Here is a 23,313-nt window from a genome sequence, read left to right as displayed (position 1 = left end):
GTGTAAAGCATGCCGCCAGCGTTCAATCTGAGCCAGGATCAAACTCTTCAGTTCAATCTCATAGCAAATTTTCTGGCACGCAAGTTCAAAGAAATAACTGGTATTTCCTATCTCTTGCAGTGCAAGTGTTTGGCTTTCGCCAAGCACTTACACCTATCGGTTATTCGTTCTGTTAAAGAGCAGTGCCTTCGCTGCGACCGCTGCCGGAACCTGTTTCGTTCGGCTTGTTTCGTTCGCTGCGTCAGCTGAGGAGGCGAACTATACGCCCGGGCCTCACCCTCGTCAACACCTTTTGCGAGAAAAAGTGAGCAACGGCGGACCTACCAGCCCGAAAGTACACGCAAGCAACTGACGGAAAAGACGATATGAAAACAGACTTTTTGCAGCACATCCAGGCAGCACTGCCGAAACCGCCCACACGCCATGAAAAACGGGCCGGCATTGCCGCCGGCCCGCGCATCTTTCACCATCGATTCGATGCTTATATATGATCCAGCAATTGCAAGGGATGATCGATATCGACATCCGCCCCCCACTGCTCCGGCCTATCCTCATCCGAAATGTAGCCCCAACCAGCCAACACCGTCCTCATGCCAGCGGAACGGCCAGCGACGATATCGCGCTCGGCGTCGCCTACATATATACAGTGCTCGGGCGCGATGCCGATTCGCTCCGCCGCGTGCAACATCGGCCTCGGATCCGGCTTGGCCACGCCCACCGTATCGCCACTGACCGTCACCGCCGGCACGCTGGCAAACGGCAGCGATGGGACCAATCTATCAGTGAAGCGCATCGGCTTGTTGGTAATAATGCCCCACACCATCCCTCGGTGCCCCAACTCCGCTATCAGGGCATTGATGCCATCGAACAAACAGGTCTGGTCGGCAAAGCTGGCCTCATAATGATCCAGAAAACGCAGGCGCAATGCCTCCAGTCGTTCCGCATCAATGCCCTGACCGAAACCCAGCCTCACCAATCCGCGGGCACCATGGCTAGCAATCGGCCGGATGGCTTCGTAAGGCTGCAGCGGCATGCCCTCTTCCGCCAGCAAACGGTTCAACGCCGCGCCCAGGTCACGCGCGGTATCGGCCAGCGTGCCGTCCAGATCGAATAACACTGCCTTGATCATGATCTCAACTTCAATATCGATATATTAAGGTGGTATTGCAACATCAACGAATGGTCTTGCCAAGAAACAGCCGGTACGCCGGATTATCGGTTTCTTCGATATAAGGATATCCCAGCGTATCAAGGAACTGCTGGAAGGCAGCAGCATCGCCCGATGGCACCTGAACGCCCACCAACACGCGGCCATAGTCGGCGCCGTGATTGCGGTAGTGGAACAGGCTGATATTCCAATCGATGCGCATGGACTCCAAAAAGCGCATCAAGGCGCCTGGCCTGTCCGGAAACTCGAAGCGCAGCACGCGCTCATCCTTCAACTGCGGAGCATGCCCCCCCACCAAGTGGCGGATATGCAGCTTGGCCAGTTCGTTGTCCGTCAAGTCGATGCCCTCCAGCTCCTCAGCGCGCAAGTCGCTCAGCAACCTCTCCACATCCTCTCGACCGGCGATCTGCACTCCGACAAACACATGCGCCACGCTGGGGTCGGCAAAGCGGTAGTTGAATTCGGTGATGTTGCGGCCACCAATCACCGAACAGAAGCGCTTGAAGCTGCCCGGCTTTTCCGGAATGGTGACGGCGATGATGGCCTCGCGCCGCTCGCCCAGCTCGGAGCGCTCCGACACATGGCGCAGCCGGTCGAAATTCATATTGGCGCCGCAGGCGATCGCCACCAACGATTGGTCGCGACAGCCCTCGCGCTCGACATAGGCCTTGGCGCCCGCCACCGCCAGCGCGCCGGCCGGTTCCACGATGGAACGGGTGTCCTCGAAGATATCCTTGATCGCCGCGCAGATGGCGTCGGAATCGACAAGGATGATCTCATCCAGCAGCTCGCGGCAAATGCGGAAGGTTTCCTCGCCTACCAACTTGACCGCCACGCCGTCAGCAAACAGGCCGACATCTTTCAGCTCGACGCGCTCGCCCTTCTCTATCGACTGGCGCATCGCATCGGAATCCACCGGCTGCACGCCGATGATCTTCACCTCCGGCTTCAGCCGCTTGATGAAGCTGGCCACGCCGGCCGCCAGACCGCCGCCGCCGATGGCGACGAATACCGCGTGCAGATCGTCCGGATGCTGACGCAGGATTTCCATGCCCACCGTGCCCTGGCCGGCAATCACGTCCGGATCGTCAAACGGCGGAATATAAGTGCGGCCGCTTTCCTCTGCCAGCTTTACGGCATGCAGATAAGCCTCATTGAAGGAATCGCCGGACAATACCACCTGGCCGCCACGCTGCCTGACCGCATCTATCTTGATCTGCGGCGTGGTCACCGGCATCACGATCACCGCCTCGCAGCCCAGCTTGCTGGCAGACAGCGCCACGCCCTGGGCGTGATTGCCCGCGCTGGCGGTAATCACGCCGCGCGCGCGCTGCTCGGGCGTCAATTTGGCCATCTTGTTGTAAGCGCCGCGCAGCTTGAAGGAGAACACCGGTTGCAGGTCCTCGCGCTTGAGCAGAATACGGTTGCCGTAACGGCGGGACAAATTGGGCGCGAGCTCCAACGGCGTCTCCACCGCCACGTCGTAAACCCGTGAAGTCAGAATGCGTTCCAGATAATCATGCTTGTCGCTCATGGTGATGCCTTGGTCCCTGGTAGTTTCTTGTATTTGAACTGCCAGAGTATCAGGAACTCCAAATCTGCGGGAGGCCGGCCGCGCATTCTTTGCTGCATTGCAAAACCCCGGAATGTCGGACAGCCTTTTTCGGGCTGCGGCCCTCGCTGCAGCGTGTATAATCACCGGCTACTGTTTGTGACCCCTTGCAAGCCCACTCCAACATGAAAACAATCACTTCTGCCCTGGTGGCTGCCGCTTTGGCGCTGCCGTCTTTTGGTTTTGCCAGCACCGCTTTTGTGCCGCCCGCGCCGGAAATCGCCGGCAAAGCCTATTACTTGATCGACTACAACAGCCAGCAGGTTCTGGCGGCCCGCGATCCCGATTCCCGCATCGAGCCGGCCTCGCTAACCAAGCTGATGACGGCCTACCTGACCTTCAAGGCGCTGAAAGAAAAGCGCCTGACGCTGGAACAGACGCTGACGGTTTCGCAGCGCGGCTGGAAGACCGAAGGCTCCCGCATGTTCCTGGACCCGAAAGTCCCGGCCAAGGTGGAAGACCTGATCAAGGGCATGATCGTGCAATCCGGCAACGACGCCTGCGTGACGCTAGCCGAAGCCATCGCCGGCAGCGAGGACGTATTCGCCCAAGTGATGACGCAACAGGCTCAGAAGCTGGGCATGAAGAACACCCAGTTCAAGAACGCCACCGGCCTGCCGCACGAAGGCCACTACACCACGGTGCACGACCTGGGCATCCTGGCCGCGTCATTGATCCGCGACTTCCCCGAGTACTACCCGATCTACTCGATGAAGTCCTTCACGTATAACAACATCCAGCAGCCCAATCGCAACCTGCTGCTGTACCGCGACCCGAACGTAGACGGCATGAAAACCGGCTACACCGACACTGCCGGTTACAATATGGTGACCTCCAGCCACCGCGATGGCCGCCGCGTGATTTCCGTGGTGGTCGGCACGGCCAGCCCGGAGGCGCGCGCGGTGGAAAGCTCCAAGCTGCTGAACTACGGCTTGCAATTCTTCGACACGCCCAAACTTTATGCAGCAAATGCCCGCGTATCCGATGTTTCCGTGTACAAGGGCGACGCCAAGGTGGTGCCGGTAGGCTTCGCCAGCGACGTCTACGCCACCGTCGCCAAGGGCCAGGCCGCCAAGCTGAAAGCCGATATGACCACGACGCAGCCGCTGATCGCGCCGATCAAGGCCGGCCAGGTGGTGGGCAAGCTGGTGGTTTCCCTCGATGGAAAACCACTGCTGGAACGTCCGGTGGTAGCATTGAAGGCGGTAGACGAAGGCAACTTCTTCAGCCGCCTGTGGGACAGCCTGAAGCTTCTGCTAGGCTGGAAGTAAAAGCAGCGCCGTAGTTTGCAGCGCCGCGGCCTGTCCGCGGCCTGCTGTTTTGCAATTCAAGAGTAGCCAGACATGTCCGACGAAAAACAGGAATTGATGGAATTCCCCTGCCGCTTCCCTTTGAAGATCATGGGCGAGCGGCATGAGGCATTCGTTTCCACCATCACCGAAGTGGTACGCATCCACGCCCCGGATCTCGCAGAGATCGACGTGGTGCTGCGCGAAAGCTCGGGCGGACGCTTCTATGCGCTGACCGTCACCATCACCGCCACTTCGCGCCAGCAGTTGGACAATATTTATCTGTCTCTGACCGGCCACCCGATGGTCAAAATGGTCCTCTAAAACGCCGGGAGTTCAGGTGCCACGCATCATCAAACATCTGGGCCGGGTCGATTACGAACCGACCTGGCGCGCCATGCAGGCCTTCACCAACCAGCGCGACGAGCACACCGCCGACGAGCTGTGGGTGGTGGAACACCCGCCGGTATTCACCCAAGGCCTGGCCGGCAAGCCGGAACATCTGCTGCAGCAGAACGACATCCCGGTGGTGCAGACCGACCGCGGCGGCCAGATCACCTACCACGGCCCAGGCCAGCTGGTGGTCTATCTGCTGATCGATTTCAAGCGCATGCATATCGGCGTGCGCGACTTGGTGCGCCACATCGAGCAAGCCGTCATCGACATGCTGGCCGAACAAGGCATCGCCGCCAATGGCGATGTGGATGCCCCGGGCGTCTACGTCGATGGCGCCAAAATCGCCTCGCTCGGCCTGCGCATCAAGAACGGCGCCGTCTACCACGGACTAAGCCTGAACGTGGACATGGACCTGACTCCGTTTAGCTGGATCAATCCTTGCGGCTACGCCAACCTCAAGGTAACCCAAATGAAGAATCTGGGCGTCAATCTCACGGTTGCCGAAGTAGCCGACAAGCTGCTGCCGCACCTGGAACGCCACCTGAGCATAAGCAAGGAGACCGCATGAAGCCGGACAACCAGGCTGGGGTGAAGCACAAGGGCGCGGCCAAGACCGCCCGCATCCCGATCAAGATCGTGCCGCTGGAAGAAAAGCTGAAAAAGCCAGAATGGATCCGCGCCAAGCTGCCCAACGGCCAGCGCTTCCACGAAATCAAGCAAATCCTGCGCGAGCAAAAGCTGCACACCGTCTGCGAAGAAGCCACCTGCCCCAATATCGGCGAATGCTTCAGCAAGGGCACGGCCACCTTCATGATCATGGGCGACATTTGCACTCGCCGCTGCCCGTTCTGTGACGTCGGCCACGGCCGCCCGAACCCGCTGGACCCCAACGAGCCCAAACACCTGGCCGAGAGCGTGGCGGCGATGCGCTTGAAGTACGTGGTGGTCACCTCGGTGGACCGCGACGATCTGCGCGATGGCGGCGCCCAACATTTCGCCGACTGCATCAACGCCGTGCGCGAACTGTCGCCGAACACCCAGATCGAAACCCTGGTGCCCGATTTCCGCGGCCGCCTGGACATCGCCATCGACATTCTGACCGCGCACGCTCCGGATGTGATGAACCACAACCTGGAAACCGTGCCGCGCCTGTACAAACAAGCCCGCCCGGGCGCCGATTACGCGCATTCGCTGCAGCTGTTGAAAGACTACAAGGCGAAGAACCCTAATGTCCGGACCAAGTCCGGCCTGATGGTGGGTCTGGGCGAAACCGACGAGGAAATCCTCGAAGTCATGCGCGACCTGCGCGCCCACAACGTGGACATGCTAACCATAGGCCAGTACCTGCAGCCGTCTGACGGCCACCTGCCGGTGCTGCGCTATGTCCACCCGGACACCTTCAAGATGTTCGAGGAAAAAGCCTACGAAATGGGCTTTGTCCATGCCGCAGTCGGCGCCATGGTGCGCTCTAGCTACCACGCAGATGTTCAGGCGCATGAGGCTGGCGTGTAAGCGACTTTAAAAGTCCCATACGCAGCGCAGGCAAAGGGGCGTCCCATGGACGCCCCTTTCTGTTGCCGCCCTTGCGCGCAATTCCCAAGCCCAGCCTGGAAAAGCGATCTCTAATCTCCCGGACCATCCAGAAACGCGCTTGCTTAGCCATGGCCGCGCCAAGCGGCCATGAAATCTCTCCCCCACATAACAGCATGCCAAATGATTTAAGTCGGCGAATGTTTTGCCCCGACTGCCGAATTGCCAACATTATCCCGATATAAATACAGTTTTATTTGATAAAACGGCAAAACCGGTTTATAGTGGCATTGTTATTAATTTTGCAAAGGCAAACCGTGGACAACGACGGTTCTAGTCGATCTTCGATCGCAGTAAGCCTTGCAGGATAAACAGCAGACCGAACTCTCTTCTCTCTGCCGCATCCTGCAAGACAGGATGTGGTGTCTCAAGTCGATTCCCATCGACAGCAGCATACCGACCAAGATTCGCAGTACGCAGTCCGGATGGCGAGCATGTCATGCAAGCCCATGCCGCGCCTGTTTGTTTGGTCGCGCCTGACACCCCCATCGATAGATCCAGCACCCGTATTGATTGTTTGCGCAGCTTTCGTTTCGCACAGGAGGTTCCCATGCCAGAAGAACCAGAACCGCGAGCGGATGCGACGCATCTCTGCATGGCCGGCTGATTCCCTCAACCTGGGAATAGCCTGATTGCAATTGCGCCATATACGCTCGCTTAGATATTGGACAATCATTCCCTTATTTCGGTTATTTAAATCGAAAGGGACGGCTATTACCTGTTGAATAATAATGGGGGATTCAACTTGCAAACCCTGAAATTCTTCCACCTGCTGAAATTCTTTAATCGCAACCAAGCTGTAGACTGCGCGGAATTCCGCCTGAACATTGTTTGCGAAAATAGCGTGATTACCGCGCTGCGCAAGCGCCTGTTCTGGGAAATGCACGATCTGGGACTGCGCGCCTCGCAAGTCACCATCGGCCCCGACAGCCAGGACAACCAATGCAAGCTGTCCGTCATCCTGAGCTGCCCGCTGATCCGCCGCCAGGACCTGGACGATATGGCGCTGCGCCTGAGCCAACTGCCGGAAATCCGCCGCGTGCACTGGGGTCGTCGACTGACCAGCACCCCCGCTCAGCATCGCTCGCTGTTCCCGGCCAATCGCGCCAAAGCAGCCTAAGCCCATAACCGGAAGGCGGCAGATAACCGCCTTCTATTGACTGACCCAAGCCACCCAAACCCAACCATGCCAGAAGAACCCGGACCGCAACCCCTGACGATCCGCTAAGGCACTGTTCCCCTCCTCGTAAGCGTCGGGACATGCCGCAAGCGGCCATGCACCGACACGCCCATTCCGTCGCCGCCCTTGCCGGCAGCGCGGCCTGGCTGTTGCCACGCGAACCCCGCCGGCACATTGCCGGCACGTTCCTACGCAGGAGCTTTCGATGCAAAACCTGTTCACCAGCCCACGCCAGCAACAGATCTATCAGCTGTCCATCCTGTGCCCCTCGATGTCGCTGGGCGTTGCCCGACGCGAAATCCGCAGCCAGGCGCAAAAGCATGGTTTGCGCATCCAGCAATGGCTGGAACAGCCGCAACCGGCCAGCCAGGGCGCCAGCCATACATTGGCGCCCTGGCTGATCAGCGCGGACTTTCGCTGCGGTTCGGAAACCTGCATGCATTTCCTGCAGAGCATCGCGCAAAGGCTGGCGACGCTGCCGCTGACCCGCGTCAAGCTTGATTGCCTGTCGGCGTCCACACCCGCCATGGGACGGTACGCCAACCGTTAAACCATACTAATCAACCCAGGCCCGGCGCAGGCGCCGGGCCGCATCGTCCATGCAGGAGCAAGCATGCCATAGATTCAACGCACCTTGAATGAGATGCCATCCGCTGGGGAGTTCGCATAGAGCTCCCCAGCGGGCGGCAATGTTCTCTCGCTTTCTCAGCCTGCTCACGATCCCTTCCCATGCATGCCGCCCAAGCAAATCGGCGGCGCGGAAATATCTTGAACCGGCTCAAAAGCTGACACATTGTCGGCGCCGATGCCTCGCGGCAGGGATGGTCACGCCCACGGCGCCTGGAGATTTGCCATGACCAAACAAACGCATCCTCACCACAAGAACCGCGGCTTCATCGCCACCCCGGGCAAGAACCGCGACAAAGAAACCTTCCGGCTGGCCAGCGAGGCTCAATTGCCGGCAGACGAAACCTTCAAGCGCCTGCGCAGCCACCCGGAAGGACTGACCGCCGCCGAGGCCGCGCAACGGCTGCACCAGTTCGGCCCCAACGAAGTGGCCCACGACAAGCCGCCCCATGCGCTGATCCAACTGCTGCTCGCCTTCAAGAATCCGTTTGTGGCGGTACTGATCGTACTGGCCGGCATCAGCTATGTGATGGATATCGCGATGGCGCCGCCTGATGATCAGGATTGGACCAAAGTCATCATCCTGGCCAGCATGATAGGCATCAGCGGCCTGCTGCGTTTCTGGCAGGAATTCCGCTCCGCCAAGGCCGCGGAAAATCTGAAGTCCCTGGTGCGCAATACCGCCACCGTGCAGCGCCGCCCCACCTCGCAAACCTCGCCGCTGCGCATGGAAGTGCCGATGAGCGAATTGGTGGTCGGCGACGTCGTCCATCTGCAAGCCGGCGACATGATTCCGGCCGACATCCGCTTGCTGGAGTCGCGCGATCTGTTCATCAGCCAGGCCGTGCTGACCGGCGAGGCCTTGCCGGTTGAGAAGTACGACACGCTGGGCGCCGTGGCCGCCAAGTCCGCAGCAGACCAAGCCAATGGCGACGCCAGCCTGCTTGACCTGCCCAACGGCTGCTTCATGGGCACCAATGTGGTGTCCGGCACCGCCCGCGCCGTGGTGGTGGCCACCGGCTCCGACACCTACTTCGGCTCGCTGGCGCGCAATGTGGTCAGCCACAAGCGCATCGAAACCAGCTTCGACAAGGGCGTCAACAGCGTGTCCTGGCTGCTGATCCGCTTCATGCTGGTGATGGTGCCGATTGTCTTCATGATCAACGGCATCACCAAGGGCGACTGGATGTCCGCCCTCACCTTCGCCCTGGCGGTGGCTGTGGGCCTGACGCCGGAAATGCTGCCGATGATCGTCTCGGCCAACCTGGCCAAGGGCGCGGTGGCGATGGCGCGGCGCAAGGTGGTGGTGAAGCGGCTGAACTCGGTGCAGAACTTCGGCGCCATGGACGTGCTGTGTACCGACAAGACCGGCACGCTGACCCAGGACAAGATCATCCTGGAGCATCATTACGACATCCATGGCCGCAAGGATGAAACCACGCTGCAGCTGGCTTGGCTCAACAGCTTCCATCAGAGCGGCATGAAAAACCTGATGGACATCGCCATCGTCGAGCATGCCGACGCCATCGGCGAACGCATCAAGCTGCATGATTACACCAAGATCGATGAACTGCCGTTCGACTTCGAGCGCCGCCGGCTGTCGGTCATCGTCCAGGATAGCCATGGCCAGCAGCTGATGGTGTCCAAAGGCGCGGTGGAGGAAATGCTGGCCGTTTCCAGCTATGTGCAGGATGGCGAGTCCATCCGCGCGCTGTGCGCCGAGGAGCGCGCCCGCCTGCTGAGCCGGAGCCAGGAATTCAACGCAGAAGGCTATCGCGTGCTGCTGGTGGCTACCCGTCACATCCCGACTGACGCCCGCAAGGCGGCCTACCAGACGGCAGACGAACAAGGCCTGGTGGTTCGCGGCTTCCTGACCTTCCTCGACCCGCCCAAGGACTCGGCCGCCCCGGCCATCCTGGCGCTGAAGGAATACGGCGTCACCGTCAAGGTGCTGACCGGCGACAATCCCATCGTCACCGCCAAGGTATGCCGCGATGTCGGCCTGAACCCCGGCAAACCGCTGCTGGGCCAGGAAATCGAGGTCATGGACGACGTGGCGCTGTGTGCCGCCGTCAAGCACACCACCATCTTCGCCAAGCTGACGCCGCTGCAAAAATCCCGCGTGGTGAAGGCACTGCAGGCCAACGGCCATACCGTGGGCTTCCTCGGCGACGGCATCAACGACGCCCCGGCGCTGCGCGACGCCGACGTCGGCATCTCAGTGGACAGCGGCGCGGACATCGCCAAGGAAACCGCCGACATCATCCTGCTGGAAAAGAGCTTGATGGTGCTGGAAGAAGGCGTGATTACCGGCCGCGAGACCTTCGGCAACATTCTGAAGTACCTGAACATGACCGCCAGCTCCAACTTCGGCAATGTGTTCTCGGTGCTGGTGGCCTCGGCCTTTCTGCCATGGGAGCCGATGCTGGCGATGCAGCTTCTGCTGCAGAATCTGGTGTACGACCTGTCGCAGATGTTCCTGCCTTGGGACAAGATGGACCCAGATTTCCTGAAGAAACCGCGCAAGTGGGAAGCCGGCAACATCAAGCGCTTCATGCTGTGGCTGGGGCCTACCTCTTCGGTGTTCGACATCACCACCTACATCCTGTTGTGGACAGTGTTCGGCGCGGGCGCGGCCTACCACCTGCATGGCGGCGACGGCGGCCAGCTGATCATGAACTCCGGCTGGTTCATCGAGGGCCTGGTATCGCAGACGCTGGTGGTGCACATGCTGCGCACCCGCAAGATTCCGTTCCTGCAAAGCACGGCATCCCTGCCGGTGCTGCTGTCCACCAGCGTGGCCATCGCCATCGGCTGCTATTTGCCATACTCGCCGCTGGCAAGCTCCCTGGGCTTCATCCAGCTGGACACCAGCTACTTCTGGTGGCTGCTGCTGACCATGGCGGGCTACCTGGCGCTGACGCAAACGGTGAAAACGCTGTATATCAAGCGCTACGGCCAGTGGTTCTGACGTCCCTCCGTTCCGCGCAATGGGAAAAGCCAGCTGCAAAGCTGGCTTTTTCTCATCCACCCATCTCGCGCTCAGGCCGTCCTGCCCGCCAGGCTGACCGCCTCAAACAGCCGCTCCGCGGTGAGGGGCTTGGTGACCATCGCATCGAAGCCGCTCTGCATAATTTCATCCTGCTCATCCGCCATGGCGTGTGCGGTATAGGCCACCAGCCGCATTCCCCGCATCCGCGAATCCGCGCGGACCTGCCGGCACACTTCGATGCCGCTCATATCGGGCATGCTGATATCCAGCAACACGCAGTCATAGAGCGCGCGTTGAAACATTTCCAGCGCTTGAAAACCGCTTTCTGCCTGCTCCACCAACCATCCTTGCTTCTTCAGGAACATGGCTGCCACTTTGCGATTGATTTCATGATCATCCACCACCAGGATTGTCGGCTGCATGTAAAGGCTCCACTTTTGTCAGCGGCAGGACAACCCGAAACGTCGTCCCTTCGCCTTCTACGGACTCGAAACTGATCTGCCCCCCCAGTAGACGCACCAAGTTGCGCGCCAGCGCGAGTCCCAGGCCCGATCCGCCATGTTGCCGAGTCAAAAACGACGTACCCTGGCGGAATCGTTCGAAAATGTATTGTTGATGTTCCCTGGGGATGCCAGGCCCGCTATCCGACACGTCAAATCGCAGCAGCCCGCCTGATACCATGGCATCCACTTTCACCCAGCCGAACTCGGTGAACTTCAGCGCATTCTGCAAGAGATTATTCAAAATCTGCACAACGCGCGTTTTATCTAAAAGATAGATTTCCGGCTCGCCCTCCGCCATCTCCAGACTCAAGGACAGGGACAGTTTTTTCTGCTCCGCCATCGGACGAAACGCCTCCACCGCGCTCGACATCATCTTGCGCACAGGCACTTCCATCAAGTCCAAGGTCATTCGGCCCGCCTCTATCCGCGCCAGGTCCAGCACGGAATTCACCAGACTCAGCAAGTGCTCGCTGCTGGTGAAAATCAGCTCCGCCGTTTCCCGCTCTTCCGGCTCCCGCAAGGACTGCCTCAGATAATCCGCGCCGCCCAGGATGCCATTCAGCGGCGTTCTCAGTTCATGCGACATGTTTGCCAGGAATTCGGATTTCAGCCGATTGGCAGACTCTGCCTGGATCTGGCTGCGGCGCAGGCGCAGAGCCAGGATCATCAGAACATAGGCCGCGATCACGACAACCAGCGAAGCGACAACGCCTCCGGCAAGGTAAATGGCTCGCCGGTGAGCGTAATCGGCCATGGCATCCTGCTCCGCCACGCCCATGGTCACAACCAGCGGATAACCTGGCACGCCGCGAAAACTGTAGTAGCGCGGGATGCCATCAAGCACGCTCTTGGCAAAATAATGGCCTGAAGACTGCCTGGGCCAGTAATCGAACACCCGGGCATGCTGCATCTTCTGGCCTATCCCACCGCCCCTTCGATCAGACCGCGCCCGCACCACGCCGTCCTCGCCCAGAATCGTGATCACTCCGTATTTGCCGATATCCACGTTTTCATAGAAGTCCGTGAAATAGAACGGATCGACCGACACCACGGCCACGCCGCCAAAGCTCCCATCTGGGCGATTGATGCGCCGGGTGAACTGCAGCGACCACTTGCCGGAAACCTTGCCCAGCACAGGCTTGCTGATGAACAGCTTTCCGTTGTCCCGCTCCTTGTGCACCAGAAAGTGCTCGCGCCGGCTCAAATCAATCGGTTTCGAGGGTATGTTCGACATCTGCAGCCAGCCATCCGGCCGGATGATGGCAAGTTGAACGAATATGTCATGCTGTATGATGCCCTGCTCCACCAAGCGGTTTAAATCCAGCTTGTCCGCTTGTTTTTCGTACTCATACTTCATGAAATTGACAGACTGGTCCACCGCGCGGATAGTGCGCGAAACGTGCTCCTCGAAAGCCCGCACCAGATTATCGCTTTGCCGCAGCATCTCCTGCTGCGCCCGCTGATGTTCCTCGTTGACCTGCACCAGCACGGTCGCCCAAATCGCCGCCAGCAACAGCCCAGCAAACAGCGGCAACACCCAGAACAGGCTCAGCCGCCTCATCCATGCCTCAGGCAGCAGGCTCTCCAGTTTCAGCCTACTTGCACGCCCGCCCGCTTCGGACACCATGGCCATCCCCTTGGACACCCAACTTCATATCATTTATTGATAGAAGATATTCCAAAGAATTACCCAGGCCAGTTTATTGACTGGTCGCCTCGACGAGGGTTTTCTGGATTCCGGCATCCTGCTCAATCAACGCCAGACGCGGCACCACGGTTCCCATCGGCAGCACCGTCCCGGGCGACAATACCGCGTTGGCGCCAATGCGCACATGGCTGCCCAGCAAAGCCCCCAGCTTCTCCACGCCAGGAAGAACCATCCTGCCCTCCACGAGCAGACGGATGGTTTTGTCAGCGCGCTCATTCCAGTGATTGGCCAGTATGGCGCCAGCCTCCAGGTTTACGTCGGCATCCAGCACCGAATCGCCGACAAAATTGAAATGCGCAAGCCGGCTGCCGGGCCCGATGATGGACGTCTTGACCTCGCAGCCGGGGCCGATCGTCACCCCGTCGCACAGAACGACGCCGTCGCGCAGATAAGCATGGGCCGCTACACGGCAACCTGGGCCAATCCAGATCGGCCCCTTCAGGGTCACCCCGCGCTCCAATACCGCGCGGCGGTGAATCATCGTTTCGCCATCGATGATCCACCCCTCCGGCGAAGACCGCAAACGTTGCCGGCGCAAGTTTTCCGGCAAATGCGGCAACCACTGCCAAGGCTCCATAGCGGCATCGATCCATGGCAAAGACTCAACGACGGAAGAAAACAGACGGTGAAATGGCGACATTAGACTCTCCCCCTGGTAAAGGGATGATTTAATCGCGCTCTACCAATGCAAACAAGCGCATAAAACAAAGCCGCCGCACCCTCATGGGTGCGGCGGCTTGTTATTTTCGCCTTGATGTCAGCCCATCGAGACGAGTCCTTCTACCATAAACCGTATTAGAAGGTGTGAATCATGTTCAGGCCCACGCCGCGCAGCTTGTTGCCCGCATTGCTATCGCTGGCATTAGCGAAGATGGCTTGGTCAGCCTTCACTTCGCCGTACTGCAGACCAAAGGTGGTGCGCTTGGACATTTGGTAGTCCACGCCGACCAGGAACTGCTTGTAGCCGGTGTTATCCATGCTCACGCCGTCCTTGTCGTAGTCCTTGGCTTGGGCGTAGGTGATCTTCGGGGTGAAGGCGCCCAGGGTGTAAGCGGCGGTCAGCGCGTATTCCTGCGACTTGTACTTGCTGCCGTCCAGCGCCGGAGCGTTATTGCCCTGCAGGAAGCTCAGCGGAGTGATGGAGCTGTCGCCGCGATCATTGCGGTAGCCGAAAGCCACCAGCAGATTGTTGGCGTTGTAGCCAACTTCCAGACGGTGGCTGTCGTTGGACTGGGTAGTAGTCGCAACATTGGCCGGCGAAGCCATGAACGTCACCGGAGTCTGGTGAATGAACTGGTACTTGCCGAAGAAGCCGCTGTTTTCATAGGACAGGCCCAGGTTGTACAGCTCGCGGGAGCTGCCGCTTACATCTGCGGAGCTACCGAACAGGGCGGTCTTGTCTTCCTTGGTGCCATACAGGAAGGCAGCTTGGAAACCGTTGTAGTTGGCGGTGTCGAAGCGGATGGCGTTCTTCACGCGCTCGTCGTCACGGGTGAAAGCGTTCAGCTGCAGCGCGTTGCTGTTGCTTTCCCACGGGTTCACCACGCTCATATTGGAGTCGCTGAAGGTGGAGATGTTACCCAGGCGCACCTTGCCGTAGCTGGTATCCAGGCCTACGAAGGATTCGCGATTGGCGAAAGTGCCGCTGTTGGAAGCGCCGTACTGGGACGGGTTGCCGTCGATGGCGAAGCCGGTTTCAACCTGCCAGATGGCCTTCAGGCCGCTGCCCAGATCTTCGCTGCCCTTAAAGCCGATACGCGAGCCCAAGTCATCGATATTGGTCTTGTTCATGCCGCCGGCGTCAACGTTTTCCACGCCTGCCTTGAGGGTACCGTAGATGGTAACGTCAGCGAATGCTGCTGCCGGCAGAGTGGCGACGGCCAGAGCGATCAGAGTTTTTTTCATCGTGCACATCCTATTGGATTTGTCTTAGAAAGCGATCACATACTAATTTCCAAAATCAAACAACGCAAGCATGCGCTCTCAAAAAGTAGCAAAAAGGCAACACTGAAGCAAAAATGCAACATTGCAAAATAATTCACAAATGAACAATTTATTTGCAAATACTGTTGCTTAATGAATATTAATAGCTCGTTTAATTTTCATTTACATCCAAATGCATAAAAAAAGGCCCGCAAACGCGGGCCTTATAAAGGATAGACTTGACCGAATCCTCTCGAGTTTGGGGATGACAAACTCTAGCGAACTCAATTTAGATTGTATTTACTCCCAATCAAAACATCAAGCTAATCCATGTTTGCAATTGTCAACCAATGTTAAGCAGGCCGCTGCGCCGGAAAATTCAACTCGGCGCACAAGCCGCCTTGCGGATGATTGAACAACAGGATTTCGCCATCATGCTCGCGCGCAATCGCGCGGGCGATGGCCAGCCCCAAGCCGCTGCCGCCAGTATGCTTGGCTCTCGAATCCTCCAGCCGCACATAAGGCTCGAACACGCGCTCCAGGTCAGCATCGGCAATGCCGGGGCCTCGGTCCCTGACCATGACCTCTACCCTGCCATTCCGCTCGCCCAAACGCACTTCGATCACGCCATCGCCGCCATAGCGCCGGGCATTCTCCAGCAGATTGCCGATGCAGCGGCGCAGGGATTGAGGCCGCGCCAACAATGGCTTGACGGGCGAAGAGGTGTAGTTCACCTGGGCGCCCAGGGCTTCGATATCCTCGATGACGCCTTCCAGCAGCGCATCCAGATTCAGCAGCACGCAACTTTCATTGCCCTGCCCCAAGCGCAGATACGCCAAGGTATCGCCGATCAGCTGGTCCATTTCGATCAAGTCGCGCTCTATCGCCAGCCGCGACGGAGACTCCTGCAGCTGCTCCAGCCGCAAGCGTATGCGGGTGATCGGCAAGCGCAGATCATGTGACACGCCGGCCAGCATCTGGCTGCGCGTTTGCAAATAGCGCTGCAATTCCTTCTGCATCCGATTGAAGGCCCGCGTGGCGTTGATCACCTCCTGGGTGCCGGTTTCCGGCAACGGCGGCTGATCCAGATTGGCCGCCAGGCCCGACGCCGCAGTAGAGAACAAGGCCAAGGGCCGGGTCAGCCGCCTGACCGCCCAGGCCGATACCGCCGCTACGACCAAGGCCACCAACAGCAACCAGGCCGTCACCCGCCATGGCGTTTCTTCCGGCGACACCACCTGCCCGATGCGAAAAGTAGCCACCTCGCCGTCGCGCAGCGTGACTTGCACCGTCGCCATCTGGATTTTCAGCTCTTCCTCGCCCTCCTCCAATCCACTCGGCAAGGCCCTGACCCAGAACTTCTTGTCCGGGGCGAACACATGCTGACCCGGCTCCATGAACGGCGCCAACAAGCCTTCCGGCGCATCGGGCTCGTCTTCGCGGAACGACAGCACCTGCATCTGGTATGGGAAATTCAGATCGGTACGGATCAGATGGCACAGCTTGCTGGCCTCAGGCCAATCCGTCTGCCGGCTATCCAGCCACGGGTGCCCGAGCACCACCTGCACCATAGGCGAAGACAGCGCGCCGGCCAGCTTGGCGCGATTGGAGGCTGGGGTCTCATCCAGCAAATTGATCATGTCCGCCAGATGCTGCGCCACGTATTCGGCGCGCAGCGTGCGCGTCAAGCGCTCGCGATCGGTCAGCACCAGGGCGATGCCGATCACATTGGCCAACAGCACGCTGGTCAGCAAGGTCAGCAGCAGCTGACCGTACAAGGTTCGCGGCAGCCGCCTCATCTCACCGGCACCACCTCACAGGCCAGCATATAGCCGCCGCTGCGGATGGTTTTGATCAGCAAAGGCTCGCGGGCGTCGTCGCCCAGCCGCTTGCGCAAACGGCCTATCATCACGTCGACGGTGCGATCAAACGGTCCGGCTTCCTTGCCGTTCATCGCTTCCATCAATTGGTCGCGCGACATCACGCGCTGCGGATTTTCCGCCAGCGCTTGCATCAGCTTGAACTCTCCGCCGGACAGCGGCGTCACCACGCCTTCGCCATCTACCAGATGCTGAGCGCCCAGCTCCAGACGCCAATCGGCAAACTGCAAGGCGCGCAGCGAGCTGCTGTTGCGCTTCTCATCCACGCGGCGCAGGATGCTGCGCACCCGGGCCAGCAGCTCGCGCGGGTTGAAGGGCTTGGGCAGGTAGTCATCCGCGCCCATCTCCAGGCCGATGATGCGGTCCAGCTCATCGCCGCGCGCGGTCAACATCAGGATGGGCATGCTGGAGCGAGAGCGCAGATCGCGGCACAGGGTCAAACCATCGGTGCCGGGCAGCATCAGGTCCAGTATCAGGATATCGAACGACTGCTCGGCCAGAATGCGATTCATCGCATCCCCATCGCCCACGGCGGCCACCGTCATTCCCTGACCGCTCAGGTAGTCGCTCAGCAGACCGCGCAGATCCGGATCATCATCAACGATAAGCAATCGAGGGGCTTGTGACATCAAGACTATTCCTAAGGTTTTTTGATTATTGAGACCAGCTTGCCGTCGGCAGACCTGTCTGCCGGCGCACAAACGGGCGTCTGCCGAGATAAAATGGCAGACGCCCGTTCCGTTTGAACCATGCTAACGGCAATTGGTTCCTGGCTTTAGCCAATGCTTTGGGTTTGGCGAGTGCGATACAGCGAATAAGCCACGCCGCCGCCCAGCAACCCGACAGTCAACAGCAGCGACAGCGCCGTCGGCAGCTTGAACGCCACCAGGCCGATATCATGCAGATACACCAGCCCCACCTTGACGCCGATCATCACCAGCACCAGCGCCAGCGCATACTTCAGATAGTGGAAGCGATGCACCATCGCCGCCAGCGCGAAATACAGCGCGCGCAGGCCCAGAATCGCGAAGATATTGGAGGTGTAGACCAGGAACGGGTCCTGCGTCACGGCGAAGATGGCCGGTATGCTGTCCACCGCGAACACCAGGTCCGCCGCCTCCACCAGAATCAAGGTCAGCAGCAGCGGCGTCGCCCACCAGCCGGCGGCCAGGCCATGCTTCTCGCCGCGCACCAGGAAAGCGCTGCCTACTAGACTAGGCGTGAACCGGAAACGGGCGCGCAGCCATTTATACAAACGCTGCTCCTCCAGCGGTTTGGACTCCTCGTCGGCATCGCGCAGCATCTTGACGCCGGCAAACAACAGGAAGGCGCCGAACACCAGCAACACCCACTGGAATTGCGCCACCAGCGCCGCGCCGGCGCCTATCATCAGCGCCCGCATCACGATGGCGCCCAGGATGCCCCAGAACAACACGCGATGCTGGTAAGCGCGCGGCACAGCCATGCTGCCGAAGATCAGCGAAATCACGAACACATTATCCAGCGACAGCGACTTCTCCAGCAGATAACCGGTCAGATACTGCACGCCGGCGTCCGCGCCGCGGTACCACCACACCCAGCCGCCAAAGGCCAGACCAATGCCGATGTACATCGCGGACAACTTCAGGCTCTGGCGCACGCCGATCTCACGGCCATCCTTCTGCAAAACGCCCAGATCAAAGGCCAGCAGCGCCAGCACGCCGCCCATGAACATCAGCCACACCCACAAGGGATACCCCAAAGTTGGGGACATCAAAAAATCCATCACGGCTTGCTCCATTCAATCCATCAATGGGCGGACTATCGCCCGCTCTATCACTTGCGGCCTTCCAAGGCGGCGATGCGCTCTTCCAGACTCGGGTGCGTGGCCAGCAAGCCCAGCACGCCGCGCCCGCCGGCGATGCCGGAAGCTGCCATGCTCTGCGGCAGGCCGTCTGCTTCAATGCCGCCCAGGCGACGCAGCGCGTTGGCCATCGGCCGCGGCGAGCCCAGCAGCTCGGCGGCGCCGGCGTCGGCGCGGAATTCGCGCTGGCGCGAGAAGTACATCACCACCAAGGACGCCAGGATGCCGAACACGATCTCGCAGACGATCACCGTCACGAAGTAGCCGATGCCGGTGCCTGCGGCGCTGTTCTCCTCGTCGCGCTTGAGCCAGCTGTCCACCAGATAACCGACCACTCGGGCCAGGAAATAGACGAAGGTATTGACCACGCCCTGGATCAGCGTCAGCGTCACCATGTCGCCGTTGCGGATGTGGGCGATTTCATGCGCCAGCACCGCCTCGACCCCTTCTTCATTCATATTGGCCAGCAAGCCGGTGGACACCGCCACCAGCGAGTTGGATCGGCTGGGGCCAGTGGCGAAGGCATTGGGCTCACCCTCGTACACCGCCACTTCCGGCATCGGCAGGCTGGCGCGGTCGGCCAACTTGCGCACGGTGGCCAGCAACCAGGCTTCGGTCTGGCCGGACGGCTGGGTGATCACCCGCGCCCCGGTGCTCCACTTGGCCATGGTCTTGGACAAGGCCAAAGAAATAAACGCGCCGCCAAAGCCCAATACGGCCGAGAACATCAGCAGCATGCCCAGATTCAAGCCGCCAGCGGTGACGAAGCGGTCCAGGCCCAGCAAGCGCACGCTCACGCTCAACACCAGCATCACCGCGATATTGGTGGCGATCAGCAAAATCACCCGTTTCATTATTTGGTCTCCAAAATGGTTTCATGCAATCCATGGCCATCCAGCAACGATAGCCATGCTGTAGTGTAGGCGATGCAACACATCGAAAAAATCATATAAAATCTGATTGAAACTTCCAATTTTTCGAATAAATGGAAAACCTCAACTACAAGCACCTGCAATATTTCTGGGCGGTTGCCCGCACCGGCAGCGTGACCCGCGCCGCCGAGCAGCTGGATGTCAGCATGCAGACCATCAGCGGCCAGATAGCCAAGCTGGAGCGGCAACTCGGCCGCGCCTTGTTCCGCCAGCAAGGCCGCGGCCTGGAACTGACCGAGGCCGGCCGGCTGGCGCTGAGCTATGCCGATCGGATTTTCATGCTGGGCGCGGAGTTGGAAGAGGCCATGGCCGACGAGCAGCTGGACCAAATACAAAGACTGGCGGCCGGCGTCTCCGACGTCTTGCCCAAACACATCGCCAGCCGCCTGCTTCAGCCCGCGCTGCCGGCCGAATCCGGACAACTCAGGCTCAGTTGCAGCGAAGGCGACTTTGATGAGCTGATAGGCGAACTGGGCCGCCACAAACTGGACTTGGTGCTGGCCGACCGCCCGGTGGCCAGCAGCGAACAGCAGCAATTCCAGTCCTGGCTGCTATTGCGCTGCCCGGTGCAGCTATTGGCCAATCCAGCGCTGCGAGAGCGTTATCAGCCGGGCTTCCCGGCCAGCCTACGGCAGGCGCCGCTGCTAATGCCCAGCCGCGACAATATGCTGCGCCGCCAGTTGGAACATTGGTTCGAATCCCAGGGGCTGCGCCCCAGGGTGGTGGGAGAGTGCGACGATTACGCGCTGATGGAAACCTTCGCCCGCCAGGGCCTGGGCTTATGTCCCGCACCCTTCCTTCCCGACGAAGACAACGGTCCGCCCGGACTGGAAGGCATAGGCGCCCTGGATGGCATCTGGGAGCATTACTATGTCAGCGCCAGCCGCCGCAAATTGCAGCACCCCTCGCTGCTAGCCATTCTGCAAGCCTGGGCATGACCTGCAAATCGACGAACGGCGCCAGCAGCAGGATCGATGGAGGCTGGCGCCATTCAATCCAGATGTAAATTATTGGATAATCAAGCGTAGGGGCTGTTGACGTTTGGTGAGTGGATCGCGTTTGCGCCGATTTGGACCGGAAGCGAGGCGCACAGTCCGACGCATAGTCATTCTATGCAAGGGCTGGGCAACGTGGCTTCCGGCCCAAAGCGGCCAAACCCGCAGGGCCGGGCGCCTTTCGCGCCGACTCTTCGTTGTTCCGCGCTGGCAGAGAATGACTATGCGGCGCGCGAAACGCCTCGATTCGCCGCGAAATGCGCTCCGGCGCGACCGCTCACCAAACGTCAACAGCCCCTAGGGGAAGAATCGACAAAATAAGCCGTCAACGGATCGCCATGCGCCACCAGAATGGTTTCACCTTATTAGAACTGATGATGGTCATCGCCATACTGGCCATCACGCTGGCCTTTGCCGTGCCGGCTTACCAGAGCACCATCGCGGCGGAAAGCATCCAGGCGGAAAGCAATAATCTGTACGGCGACATCCTGTACGCGCGCAATGAAGCCCTGCGCCAAGGCCTGTACGTGCTGGTCTGCCAGTCCACCGACAATCAAACTTGCGATGCGTCCGGCGGCAGCGCCAATTGGGCGGTAGGTTGGATCGTGACGACGGGCACCAGTTGCGCCAACGGCAACGGCGGCACAATTTTACGTACGCAAAAGGCTTTCAGCAGCAAGGATACGGCCAATTACACCAATCTCGCCTCGCCGCCGGTGGCCGGCACCACGCCGTTCTGCTTCAACCGGATGGGTTACGCCGCATCGGCCAATACCGGCAAGGTGGTGATTCGCAGCACCAGCAATACCAGCGCCACGCCATACTGCGTCATCGTTGAGGCCTCAGGCCATCCGCTGAGCCTGCGCGGCGGCCAGACCAGTCCATCGGGAATGACATGCCCATGAATACGTTTGCTTCGTTTCGCCAAAGCGGGATCAGCATGCTGGAAGTGCTGGTGGCGCTGGTGGTGATTTCGCTGGGTCTGCTCGGCATCGCCGGCATGCAAGCGGCGGCCATCAACAATACCAATATCGCCCGCAGCCGCAGCATCGGCGCCATCGCCGCGGAAAGCATGGCCGCGGCGATGCACGCCAATAACGCCTACTGGACCGCCTTGTCGTCAGCAAACAGCAATAGCTGGACCGTCACTGCCAGCGGCGTCACAGGCACACCGTCTCTGACCCAAACCGTAAACTGCTCCGCTTCGGGCAGCAACTGCTCTGCCGCCAACATGGCCGCCTACGACACGACCCAATGGGGCAGCGGCATGCTGGGCACGCTGCCGAGTGGCCAAGGCCAGATCGCCTGCACACCGGCAACGACTACCTCCCCGACTTCCTGCACCATCACGGTTTCCTGGCAGGAGAAGCAGTCCAAGGTCAATGCCGCGACGATGACCGCCCCGGCCACCGCCAGCGCCACCTATCAGATGGTGGTGATCCCATGAGGCGGCCAAGGCAAACCGGCAGCGGCCTGGTGGAAATCATGGTCGCCATCACCATCGGCCTGCTGCTGCTCAGCGTGCTGGTGATGATTTTCACTTCGACCAAGCTGGCGCAAAGCAACCAGAGCGGGCTGACGCAACTGCAGGACAATCAACGCACCGCGATGACGCTGATCAACACCATCGTAGAATCCGCCGGCTACTACCCTAGCCCGCAAACCCAGGCCGCCACCGATGCGCTGCCGGCGTCCGGCGTGTTCGCCGCCGGTCAATCGATCACCGGCACATCAGGCACCGGCGGCGCATCGGACACTCTGACCATACGCTTCGCCACCGCCCCGGGCGACGGCATACTCAACTGCAACGGCACCTCAAACACCGGCAGCAACAACACCATCTACATCAACCAGTTCGCCATCAATAGCAACAACCAGTTGACCTGCGCGCTGAACGGCGGAACAGCCCAGCCCTTGGTGGACGGCGTCAGCAACATGACCGTGCAGTACGGCGTGGACACTAACGGCAACGGGTCGGTCAACCAGTATTTCAGCGCCAGCGCGCTGCCGGCCGGGGCCGCCGTGCGCTCGGTCAAGGTCACGCTGACCATGGTCAACCCTATCGCCAACCAGGTGCAAGTAGCGACTCAGGGTACAAACTCTCTGACCGTATCCTGGGTCATCGGGGTGATGAATCAGCTATGAAACAGCCCTCTAATGCACGCGCAAGACAACATGGCTTCACGCTGATCGCCGCGCTGATGATCCTGATCGTCATCACCATCATAGGTCTGGCCATGATGCGCAGCGTGGGGCTACAGGGACGCATGGCCGGCAACTTCCGCGAAAAAGGCCGCGCCTTCGAAGCCGCCCAGGCTACCGTGGACTATGCAGAATGGTGGCTGAGCCAACCCGGAAACGGCAGCCAGACTCCTATCAATTGCACCAGCGCGCAAACCACGCTGCAACTGTGCAGCAACGCGCTGACGAATCCAACCAATATGCAGTCCTGGACCGGTAGCGGCAACAGCAGCTACGCCTATGCATTACCGATAGGCAATAACACCTTCAATCACTCGCCTCAGCTATACATCCAGTATCTGGGTCTAAACAGCACCAATAACGGCGCGCTATATCAAATCACCGCGCTGGGCTATGGCGGCAACGCCAACGCCATCGTGGTCTTGCAAAGCACCTACACGCTGTACTCCGGCGTCAAAAACCTGGGGAAATGA

23 protein-coding genes are annotated in these 23,313 nt (G+C 59.8%); 13 read left to right on the top strand and 10 right to left on the bottom strand.

All coding sequences use genetic code 11. The features are described from left to right. The first annotated feature begins 365 nt into the window (after window positions 1–365). Window positions 366–491 carry a hypothetical protein gene (locus JHD59_RS23085; RefSeq protein WP_255521354.1) on the top strand — a complete coding sequence of 42 codons (126 nt, stop codon included), beginning with the start codon at window positions 366–368 and terminating at the stop codon, window positions 489–491. Here JHD59_RS23085 and JHD59_RS02855 read toward each other — a convergent pair. Both JHD59_RS02855 and ilvA read right to left on the bottom strand, forming a co-directional pair. Beyond that, a complete protein-coding gene (locus tag JHD59_RS02855; RefSeq protein ID WP_199153068.1) occupies window positions 482–1,129 on the bottom strand; it encodes an HAD family hydrolase in 648 nt (215 codons plus the stop codon). The two genes, JHD59_RS23085 and JHD59_RS02855, sit on opposite strands and share 10 nt — an antisense overlap. Window positions 1,130–1,172: 43 nt before the next feature. Beyond that, complete coding sequence (ilvA, locus tag JHD59_RS02850; RefSeq protein ID WP_199153067.1) at window positions 1,173–2,702, bottom strand: threonine ammonia-lyase, biosynthetic; 1,530 nt, start codon at window positions 2,700–2,702, stop codon at window positions 1,173–1,175. A 203-nt stretch (window positions 2,703–2,905) separates the two neighbouring features. Between ilvA and JHD59_RS02845 the strand changes: the two genes are divergently transcribed. The 7 genes from JHD59_RS02845 to mgtA all read left to right on the top strand — a co-directional run bounded on the left by JHD59_RS02845 (window position 2,906) and on the right by mgtA (window position 10,833). Beyond that, the gene (locus tag JHD59_RS02845) at window positions 2,906–4,051 is read left to right on the top strand and encodes a D-alanyl-D-alanine carboxypeptidase family protein (RefSeq protein WP_199153066.1); all 1,146 of its coding nucleotides are present in this window, start codon (window positions 2,906–2,908) and stop codon (window positions 4,049–4,051) included. A 72-nt stretch (window positions 4,052–4,123) separates the two neighbouring features. Continuing rightward, window positions 4,124–4,393: a YbeD family protein gene (locus tag JHD59_RS02840; protein WP_103321918.1), complete on the top strand. Its 270-nt coding sequence runs from the start codon at window positions 4,124–4,126 to the stop codon at window positions 4,391–4,393. 16 nt (window positions 4,394–4,409) lie between these two features. Further along, window positions 4,410–5,033, top strand: coding sequence for a lipoyl(octanoyl) transferase LipB (gene lipB / locus JHD59_RS02835; RefSeq protein WP_199153065.1), 624 nt, complete (start codon window positions 4,410–4,412; stop codon window positions 5,031–5,033). After that, window positions 5,030–5,977: a lipoyl synthase gene (gene lipA, locus JHD59_RS02830; RefSeq protein WP_103321920.1), complete on the top strand. Its 948-nt coding sequence runs from the start codon at window positions 5,030–5,032 to the stop codon at window positions 5,975–5,977. The genes lipB and lipA overlap by 4 nt, the downstream gene beginning before the upstream one ends. Before the next feature lie 823 nt (window positions 5,978–6,800). Continuing rightward, window positions 6,801–7,175 (top strand): hypothetical protein, encoded by a 375-nt coding sequence (locus JHD59_RS02825; RefSeq protein WP_199153064.1) that lies wholly within the window; start codon window positions 6,801–6,803, stop codon window positions 7,173–7,175. A gap of 265 nt (window positions 7,176–7,440) precedes the next feature. Next, entirely contained in the window at window positions 7,441–7,785 is a 345-nt protein-coding gene (locus tag JHD59_RS02820) for a hypothetical protein (RefSeq protein WP_071108834.1), read from the top strand. Window positions 7,786–8,088: 303 nt separating this feature from the next. Further along, window positions 8,089–10,833 carry a magnesium-translocating P-type ATPase gene (mgtA, locus tag JHD59_RS02815; protein WP_199153063.1) on the top strand — a complete coding sequence of 915 codons (2,745 nt, stop codon included), beginning with the start codon at window positions 8,089–8,091 and terminating at the stop codon, window positions 10,831–10,833. A 71-nt stretch (window positions 10,834–10,904) separates the two neighbouring features. On the opposite strand, the gene JHD59_RS02810 is transcribed toward mgtA, so the two are convergent. The 8 genes from JHD59_RS02810 to htpX all read right to left on the bottom strand — a co-directional run bounded on the left by JHD59_RS02810 (window position 10,905) and on the right by htpX (window position 19,565). Beyond that, a complete protein-coding gene (locus JHD59_RS02810; RefSeq protein WP_233163864.1) occupies window positions 10,905–11,219 on the bottom strand; it encodes a response regulator in 315 nt (104 codons plus the stop codon). A 28-nt stretch (window positions 11,220–11,247) separates the two neighbouring features. After that, window positions 11,248–12,984: a hybrid sensor histidine kinase/response regulator gene (locus tag JHD59_RS02805; protein ID WP_199153061.1), complete on the bottom strand. Its 1,737-nt coding sequence runs from the start codon at window positions 12,982–12,984 to the stop codon at window positions 11,248–11,250. 73 nt (window positions 12,985–13,057) lie between these two features. Then, a complete protein-coding gene (locus tag JHD59_RS02800; RefSeq protein ID WP_199153060.1) occupies window positions 13,058–13,705 on the bottom strand; it encodes an LpxA family transferase in 648 nt (215 codons plus the stop codon). 155 nt (window positions 13,706–13,860) lie between these two features. Continuing rightward, window positions 13,861–14,970 (bottom strand): porin, encoded by a 1,110-nt coding sequence (locus tag JHD59_RS02795; protein WP_199153059.1) that lies wholly within the window; start codon window positions 14,968–14,970, stop codon window positions 13,861–13,863. A 371-nt stretch (window positions 14,971–15,341) separates the two neighbouring features. Beyond that, window positions 15,342–16,787 (bottom strand): ATP-binding protein, encoded by a 1,446-nt coding sequence (locus tag JHD59_RS02790; protein ID WP_199153058.1) that lies wholly within the window; start codon window positions 16,785–16,787, stop codon window positions 15,342–15,344. Then, entirely contained in the window at window positions 16,784–17,497 is a 714-nt protein-coding gene (locus tag JHD59_RS02785) for a response regulator (protein WP_043626446.1), read from the bottom strand. The genes JHD59_RS02790 and JHD59_RS02785 overlap by 4 nt, the downstream gene beginning before the upstream one ends. A gap of 146 nt (window positions 17,498–17,643) precedes the next feature. Continuing rightward, the gene (locus JHD59_RS02780; protein WP_233163863.1) at window positions 17,644–18,621 is read right to left on the bottom strand and encodes a TerC family protein; all 978 of its coding nucleotides are present in this window, start codon (window positions 18,619–18,621) and stop codon (window positions 17,644–17,646) included. A gap of 62 nt (window positions 18,622–18,683) precedes the next feature. Further along, window positions 18,684–19,565 (bottom strand): protease HtpX, encoded by an 882-nt coding sequence (gene htpX, locus JHD59_RS02775; RefSeq protein WP_199153056.1) that lies wholly within the window; start codon window positions 19,563–19,565, stop codon window positions 18,684–18,686. A 131-nt stretch (window positions 19,566–19,696) separates the two neighbouring features. Here htpX and nhaR point away from each other — a divergent pair, with 131 nt between their 5' ends. The 5 genes from nhaR (at window position 19,697) to JHD59_RS02750 (ending at window position 23,313) form a co-directional block, all read left to right on the top strand. After that, window positions 19,697–20,581, top strand: a complete 885-nt coding sequence (gene nhaR, locus JHD59_RS02770; protein WP_199153055.1) for a transcriptional activator NhaR — start codon at window positions 19,697–19,699, stop codon at window positions 20,579–20,581. A gap of 395 nt (window positions 20,582–20,976) precedes the next feature. Beyond that, entirely contained in the window at window positions 20,977–21,543 is a 567-nt protein-coding gene (locus JHD59_RS22720) for a GspH/FimT family pseudopilin (protein ID WP_304490772.1), read from the top strand. Next, window positions 21,540–22,085 (top strand): type IV pilus modification protein PilV, encoded by a 546-nt coding sequence (pilV, locus tag JHD59_RS02760; RefSeq protein WP_199153054.1) that lies wholly within the window; start codon window positions 21,540–21,542, stop codon window positions 22,083–22,085. The genes JHD59_RS22720 and pilV overlap by 4 nt, the downstream gene beginning before the upstream one ends. Next, complete coding sequence (locus JHD59_RS02755; RefSeq protein WP_199153053.1) at window positions 22,082–22,783, top strand: PilW family protein; 702 nt, start codon at window positions 22,082–22,084, stop codon at window positions 22,781–22,783. Before pilV ends, JHD59_RS02755 begins: the two co-directional genes overlap by 4 nt. Beyond that, complete coding sequence (locus JHD59_RS02750; protein WP_199153052.1) at window positions 22,780–23,313, top strand: PilX N-terminal domain-containing pilus assembly protein; 534 nt, start codon at window positions 22,780–22,782, stop codon at window positions 23,311–23,313. The genes JHD59_RS02755 and JHD59_RS02750 overlap by 4 nt, the downstream gene beginning before the upstream one ends.

The organism is Chromobacterium sp. ASV23, from assembly GCF_016428945.1.
Lineage (GTDB): Bacteria > Pseudomonadota > Gammaproteobacteria > Burkholderiales > Chromobacteriaceae > Chromobacterium > Chromobacterium sinusclupearum.
This window is presented reverse-complemented; position numbering and strand designations above follow the sequence as displayed.

Bases quoted from the DNA above. Each gene is read 5' to 3' on its own strand.
- JHD59_RS23085 (WP_255521354.1), top strand. From the start codon at position 366: ATGAAAACAGACTTTTTGCAGCACATCCAGGCAGCACTGCCGAAACCG.
- JHD59_RS02855 (WP_199153068.1), bottom strand. From the start codon at position 1,129: ATGATCAAGGCAGTGTTATTCGATCTGGACGGCACGCTGGCCGATACC.
- ilvA (WP_199153067.1), bottom strand. From the start codon at position 2,702: ATGAGCGACAAGCATGATTATCTGGAACGCATTCTGACTTCACGGGTT.
- JHD59_RS02845 (WP_199153066.1), top strand. From the start codon at position 2,906: ATGAAAACAATCACTTCTGCCCTGGTGGCTGCCGCTTTGGCGCTGCCG.
- JHD59_RS02840 (WP_103321918.1), top strand. From the start codon at position 4,124: ATGTCCGACGAAAAACAGGAATTGATGGAATTCCCCTGCCGCTTCCCT.
- lipA (WP_103321920.1), top strand. From the start codon at position 5,030: ATGAAGCCGGACAACCAGGCTGGGGTGAAGCACAAGGGCGCGGCCAAG.
- JHD59_RS02820 (WP_071108834.1), top strand. From the start codon at position 7,441: ATGCAAAACCTGTTCACCAGCCCACGCCAGCAACAGATCTATCAGCTG.
- mgtA (WP_199153063.1), top strand. From the start codon at position 8,089: ATGACCAAACAAACGCATCCTCACCACAAGAACCGCGGCTTCATCGCC.
- JHD59_RS02810 (WP_233163864.1), bottom strand. From the start codon at position 11,219: ATGTTCCTGAAGAAGCAAGGATGGTTGGTGGAGCAGGCAGAAAGCGGT.
- JHD59_RS02805 (WP_199153061.1), bottom strand. From the start codon at position 12,984: ATGGTGTCCGAAGCGGGCGGGCGTGCAAGTAGGCTGAAACTGGAGAGC.
- JHD59_RS02800 (WP_199153060.1), bottom strand. From the start codon at position 13,705: ATGTCGCCATTTCACCGTCTGTTTTCTTCCGTCGTTGAGTCTTTGCCA.
- JHD59_RS02795 (WP_199153059.1), bottom strand. From the start codon at position 14,970: ATGAAAAAAACTCTGATCGCTCTGGCCGTCGCCACTCTGCCGGCAGCA.
- JHD59_RS02790 (WP_199153058.1), bottom strand. From the start codon at position 16,787: ATGAGGCGGCTGCCGCGAACCTTGTACGGTCAGCTGCTGCTGACCTTG.
- JHD59_RS02785 (WP_043626446.1), bottom strand. From the start codon at position 17,497: ATGTCACAAGCCCCTCGATTGCTTATCGTTGATGATGATCCGGATCTG.
- JHD59_RS02780 (WP_233163863.1), bottom strand. From the start codon at position 18,621: ATGTCCCCAACTTTGGGGTATCCCTTGTGGGTGTGGCTGATGTTCATG.
- htpX (WP_199153056.1), bottom strand. From the start codon at position 19,565: ATGAAACGGGTGATTTTGCTGATCGCCACCAATATCGCGGTGATGCTG.
- nhaR (WP_199153055.1), top strand. From the start codon at position 19,697: ATGGAAAACCTCAACTACAAGCACCTGCAATATTTCTGGGCGGTTGCC.
- JHD59_RS22720 (WP_304490772.1), top strand. From the start codon at position 20,977: ATGCGCCACCAGAATGGTTTCACCTTATTAGAACTGATGATGGTCATC.
- pilV (WP_199153054.1), top strand. From the start codon at position 21,540: ATGAATACGTTTGCTTCGTTTCGCCAAAGCGGGATCAGCATGCTGGAA.
- JHD59_RS02755 (WP_199153053.1), top strand. From the start codon at position 22,082: ATGAGGCGGCCAAGGCAAACCGGCAGCGGCCTGGTGGAAATCATGGTC.
- JHD59_RS02750 (WP_199153052.1), top strand. From the start codon at position 22,780: ATGAAACAGCCCTCTAATGCACGCGCAAGACAACATGGCTTCACGCTG.